Source organism: Actinomycetes bacterium, assembly GCA_036510875.1.
Taxonomy (GTDB): Bacteria; Actinomycetota; Actinomycetes; order Prado026; family Prado026; genus DATCDE01.
Genome location: DATCDE010000046.1, coordinates 1 through 5,533, shown reverse-complemented (window position 1 = coordinate 5,533; position 5,533 = coordinate 1). Strand labels below are relative to the sequence as shown.

General features: G+C 68.4%; 6 protein-coding genes. All 6 read right to left on the bottom strand.

Features of this window, described 5'->3' with window-relative positions; all coding sequences use genetic code 11:
• On the bottom strand, nt 1-1,388 hold a 1,388-nt coding region (locus tag VIM19_02770), incomplete at its 3' end, for a hypothetical protein (protein ID HEY5183834.1).
• Between the two features lie 720 nt (nt 1,389-2,108).
• Nucleotides 2,109-3,110, bottom strand: coding sequence for an aromatic acid exporter family protein (locus VIM19_02765; protein ID HEY5183833.1), 1,002 nt, complete (start codon nt 3,108-3,110; stop codon nt 2,109-2,111).
• Nucleotides 3,111-3,340: 230 nt separating this feature from the next.
• Nucleotides 3,341-3,601 carry a hypothetical protein gene (locus VIM19_02760; GenBank protein HEY5183832.1) on the bottom strand — a complete coding sequence of 87 codons (261 nt, stop codon included), beginning with the start codon at nt 3,599-3,601 and terminating at the stop codon, nt 3,341-3,343.
• 22 nt (nt 3,602-3,623) lie between these two features.
• The gene (locus VIM19_02755) at nt 3,624-3,842 is read right to left on the bottom strand and encodes a hypothetical protein (protein ID HEY5183831.1); all 219 of its coding nucleotides are present in this window, start codon (nt 3,840-3,842) and stop codon (nt 3,624-3,626) included.
• A 129-nt stretch (nt 3,843-3,971) separates the two neighbouring features.
• A complete protein-coding gene (locus VIM19_02750) occupies nt 3,972-4,262 on the bottom strand; it encodes a hypothetical protein (protein ID HEY5183830.1) in 291 nt (96 codons plus the stop codon).
• The gene (locus VIM19_02745) at nt 4,259-5,365 is read right to left on the bottom strand and encodes an inositol monophosphatase family protein (GenBank protein ID HEY5183829.1); all 1,107 of its coding nucleotides are present in this window, start codon (nt 5,363-5,365) and stop codon (nt 4,259-4,261) included. The genes VIM19_02750 and VIM19_02745 overlap by 4 nt, the downstream gene beginning before the upstream one ends.
• Between the last annotated feature and the right edge of the window lie 168 nt (nt 5,366-5,533).

The window sequence follows — 5,533 nt, the reverse complement described above, 5'->3', positions numbered from 1 at the left end:
GTCAGGGTGACGGTGGGCGCCGTGAGGTCCGGGCCGGCCACCCCGGTCAAAGTGAACAGGGTGTCCGCGGGGATGGTCGCGGAGAACGTGCCGGCAGTGACGGGGATGTCGCCGGCGGACCCCATGTTCGCGGTGGCGTTGGTGCGGTAGGCGGCCAGGGCCGTCAGCCCGTCGACGCCGGCGATGGTGCCGGTGAAGGTTGCGGCGTCAGAAGAGGTGTTGAGGCCGACCAGGGTGACCCGTCCGCTGGCCGGGTCGTGGAAGGCGAGCAGGGACAGCGCGCTGCTGCCGCTGGACACCCCGATGCGCACCGAACCGGGCGGGATGAACCGCATGAACTGTTCCATAGCGTAGAAACTCTTGCGCGGGGTGTACGTGCCCGAGGACTGGTCGTAGGCCAGCAGCCCCCAGTAACTCCAGCTGGCGTGGTGCTCGTAGTAGCTGTCATACCCCTCCCACACCTCGGCGCCGGCCGCGCCCTGACCGAGGTTGTTCATCATGTACTGCGCCGTGGTCCGGGCGAAAGACCAGTCGCCCGGGTTCGGCGCGCCGGTGTCGCAGCCGCTGCACCACGCGGAGAACTCGGTCATCCAAAACGGCAGACTCGGGTCGGCCGAACCCTGGATGACACTGGCAGCGCCCCCAGTGGACCCGCTGTAGTTGTGCAGACCCAGCGCCACGACCTTGCCCATCAGGTAGCTATCACCCTGCAGCGCCGAGAAGTACGCACCCACCCCGCTACCGCTGTCGGCCGTGTCCGGGAGGATGAACTTGATGTCGCCCAGACCCAAGCCGTCCAGCCGGGCGGCCAGCTGGTGGGTCACCCGGACCACCTGGTCGGCGGATACCTGCGCCCCCTCGATGCCGTTCCAGTCGGGTTCGTTGAACGGTTCGAACAAGGTGAAGTCAAGGTGCTTGACCAGCCGGCCGTAGTAGACCAGCGAAGCCATCATCTCCACCCACTCGGCTTCCTGGCTCGGCGCCAGCGACGAGCCACCCATCCAGGCGGGCAGGGCACCCATCACACTCAGCGACACAGTCACGTGCTTGGCGTTCAGATAGGCGATGGTGTTCCACAGATCGGTGAACTTGCTCGTCTGATAGACCTGGTCGTAGTAGGCCCAGTTGAAATGGTTCGGATCCGCATCATCGTTCGTCGACTCCCAATCAGCCTTCTCGATGATCACCCGAAACACCCGGGCACCGAGCTGATCCGTCAACTGGTCCAGCGCCGGCTTCAGCCGCCCCCCATCCCAGCTGTGCACATTGACGTTGACCCCCAACCCCTGCACGGTCTGGAACCGCTGGGTGGCATCCACCGTCACCACGCTCACCGCCTGCGCCGGGAGCAACACCAACCCCACCGCAGCCACCACCACCAACGACATCGTGACCACTGACAGGCGAACCGCACGCATCCTGGGACCGCTCATCGGCTGCCAACTGTCACTCGAGGGAGGGCTCAACAGGACAGGTTCACAATCACGCTACTCTCGGGCGCACCGGCTGTGCAGACCGTTCGACATAGAACTGCTCGGCCCGGATTCGGGTCGAACACCGTGCCGCCCGCCGGGAAGCCGCGCCGGTCCCGAACGAGGCGAGGCCCCGCCGCCCGTGCGGGAGGGAAGCGGGGCCTCGCGGGATGTGGCGATTCGTGCGGTCCGAGGACGCACGAAGGCTCCGACACCAAGGGGAGGCACAAGCTGTCGCGCTGAGCGGAAGCCGGTCTGCGCCTAACGGTGGCGGAGCCCGGACCGACCACCGAGCGTCCCCCAGGTGCAACGTCGCCAGGTGGTTGCCGGGCTCCGATCCGGGAGCCTGGGACCGGGCGTGCCAGGGGCAGTATCAGGCGAACGACGGAGCCGTGAACAGTCGACGTCCAGCACGTGTCGCCTCACGCAGCAGCGAACCCAACCACGCGGGCGAGGCCCCCTTCAACGCCCACGGGGGTAAGTGGAAAGGGGCCTCGCAGCGGAGAAGGCTACTTGGGCCGTCCCCTGCACGGGGGACACGGATTGGAGTGGGCCGTCAGCGGGCTTCAGGGCACCCGGCTCAGCCGATCCGCGAGAGCGGCCGGGACGGTCAGCGGGCGGCCTTGAAGCCACCGGTCAGTGGCCGGAGAGGATCTCGGTGATCTTCTGGGTGTCGCGCAGCAGGGATCCGCCCAGCAGCAGTGGGTGGGTGTCCTCGAGGCCGCGGACGTGGGTCGTGGCTTCCCGGCGGGTGCGCGAGACGACACGGATGGGGCCGGTGTGGTCGGCGAGCGGTTCGGATGGGTGCTGCCGTGCAGTGCCGGACTGTTCAGTAACGGCTCCGGCGGTGGCCAGGAACACGTCGGACAGCGAGGTGGCCAAGGCCGCGGGCATCGGGTGGTACTCGGCAGCGACGACGAGGTCGCGGCACATGCTGACCACGGTGATCGCGGTTCCCTCGGTGATCCGGACCTGGCTGAGCACCGCGTGGGCCTCCCCGTGCCCGATCATCGGAGACCACCGTGCCCCGGCGACGGCGTCTTGGGCTGCGTGCCGGATCTGCACGGTGCTCACCAGGATGTCCTCGGCTTCGACGAGCCAGTTCAAGGCGAGCGTCCTGGGAATGTTGCCCTGAAGGGCGACCAGGGTCTGACCGATGCTCGTGAGCAGCACTGAGATCCGCTCGCCCTCGGTCACGACGTCGGCCAGCGCACGACCATGGGGCGTACCCGGTCGGGTGAAGTACGACACCACCAACCCGATCAGCGAGCCGACGAGCACGCCGAATAGTCGGGTCTCGATGGCTTCGGTGTTGAAGTGCGGACCGACGACGAGGATGACGGTGACGCCGACCGCCACCGCGCCCTCCTCACCCAGCCGCAGCAGGTGCGCGGTCAGGAAGGCGGCCAAGATCGTGACGAACAGGGCCACCCCGGAGAACCCGATGACCTCCAAGGCAGCGAACGCGAACACCGCCCCCAAGACCACCCCGAGCGTTTGCCGTAGAGCCTCTTGGACAGAGGCGTGGAACGTCGGCCGGACGGTGATCAGGGCCGTGATCCCCGCCACGACCGGAGAGATGCGTGGACTCAGCGAACCCAGCCCATAGGCGATCGCAGCCGCAGAAGCCGACAGCACCGCCAGACGGGCATACGGACGGCGGGCGGCGTCAACCAGGCGGCCGGTCAGGGTTCTCATCACTATGAGGACGCCGACAGACGGCGGATTCATCCTGGATCACGCCCCGAACCCCGGTGTGTTCCGTCACACCCAGGCGAGGAAGCTGCCTCCGTCAATCGACGACAGGCACGTCGAGAGCCCGGTCACGTGCAACCGTCAGAACACCCGACCCCGGCGGCAAAGGCTGATCACGGACGATAGCCGAAATGACCATCACCCCTGCGGGGCCGCACCTCGGCCTGGGTCACCCAGTGCTCGTGCTGCATCCCGACATCCCGGTGGTAGCGCACCAGCGCCCGCCACGGCTGACCGGCCGCTCCGGGTCGTTGCGAGGCCAGTAGCCAGCCGCTGAACTCGCCGTCGACCTGGGTGACGACCACGGGACGCGGGTCTGCGAGCGTGGGACGAGGCTGGGAACGGGCCAGGAAGACCGCAGCCGCCCAAGCCACGGGGGCCAGATCGTGCGGGGGGCTAGTGGTGGAGGTCCGGCATCCCGATGCAGGAGTGGGCGGCGTCGGGTCCGCCGCCGTTCGCCGCGACGTAGGCCCCGTGGTTCTTGTAGTCGGTAATCGCTGTGAAGACTGGGGCTCCGGCGCTGACGGTCCCGCTCTCAGGCGATCCGTTGAGGTTGTCGGTCCACGTGCCGGTGAACGAGTCGTCGGTGGGGTTGAGCGTCGCGACGACCGTCACCCGAGTTCCGCATTTAGTGGACACGGGGGTGGCTGATTCCCGTTGCGGGGCATGGTGATCGGCGCGTCCGGGCTGACGGGGTCGTGTGTCCACGCCCGGCAGGTGCCTTCCGGGGGGCGTTTTGCCTGGTCAGCGGGGGTGCAAGGCGGTGATCCGGGGCGGGATGGCGACCTTGGAGGCAGTGAGAATGGCCCGTTGTGTGTCGGTGGGTTCGGTGGCCTGGACGACGGTCCCGGCGGGGCCGGTGAGGGTGACGGCGGCGAGGCGGTTCATCTCGTGGGCGATGCGGTCCCAGGTCTGGCCGGTGGTGTTCTCCGCGACCCGGATCAGCAGCAGGGCAAGCCAGCAGATGAGCACGTGCGCCCGGATCCGGGGCTCGAGGTGGTGGAACACCGGGCGCAGCATCAGGGTCGACTTCATGTCCCGGAACCCGCGTTCGGCTTCGAGGAGGTTCTTGTAGCCCAGGGCAACCTCGGTGGGTGACAGGTGCGGGTCGGAGGTGGACAGCAGGTACTTGCCGTCCAGCCGACCCTGGCGCGGTCGATGGCCAGCCGGCCGGTGGGGGTCTGGCGCAGCCACCGCCCGAGGGTGACGTGGTCCCGCAGCGCGCACTCGGCGCGGGTGTGCCCGGCCAGCTCGGCGTCGGCGCGGGCGCGGGCCTTCGCGCTGGTCGCGGTCTTCTTCGCGGCGGTGGCCTTCGCCCGGGCCGCGGCGATCCGCCCCAGCTCCTCGCCCAGGCGGGCCAGCGCCTCGTCGCGGGTGGCCTTGTCCTTGGCGGCCTCGGCGGTGTTCAAGCAGATGACCCAGCGGATCCCGGGCGTGGAGGCGATCTTGGCTTCCTTGACGTGCAGGTGGTCGTTGACCACGGTGAACCGGCCTTGGCGGGACAGCGCCTGCGCGGCGTCGCCGGCCCGCTCACGCATCCATTCCCCGGCGATCCAGCCCCCGCCGCCGCGGCGCAGGTAGTCCAGGTTCGCATCCGAGGAGAACCCGCGGTCCACCACGGTGACCACCCGGCCCAGCTTCGCCTCCCGCATCCCGTCCCGGACCTCGGGCAGCACCGCGGTGTCGGCGGTGTTCCCCGGCCAGCACCACACCCGCACCTGGATGCCCTCCTTGGTCACCGCCAGCCCGATGACCACCTGCGGCAGGTCCGGGCGGTGGTCCTTGGAGTGCCCGTAGCGGCGGAACCCGCCGCCGGGTTCCCCCAGCGGTCCCGGGTCCAGCGAGAACAGACTCGTCGGGACACCGAGGGTGAACGGCAGCGTCCCATCGATGGGGTCGCACACCCACACTCGGTTGGAGGATCCAACTGGGCTGCTGCCCTCTTCCCCAATGACGGCGTCATCGGGGAAGTGAGTCTTGACCTGTCCCATTACGTGTTCATTGATCGCTTCGTCGGCGGCTGTAACGGGCGTCCCGTCCCCTTTGCTACGGGACGTGACGCCCAGACGGAAGTATCGGCGCATGATCTCGCCAGCCTGATGGGCCAGCGATCTAGCGAAGTCGGGTTCTGAGGTCATGGCCCATCATCCCTGGAGCCCCGGCGAGGTCGCGTCCCAGATCCGGTGTAAATGCTCGGGTCGTGGGCTCGTCTTGAGGTGATGTTAGGCGACGGCTCCGACAGTGCTGGCGGGTTCGTCGTGGTCTTCGTTGCTGGTGTTCCGGGGTCGCAGTTGTGTGGGTGGTTC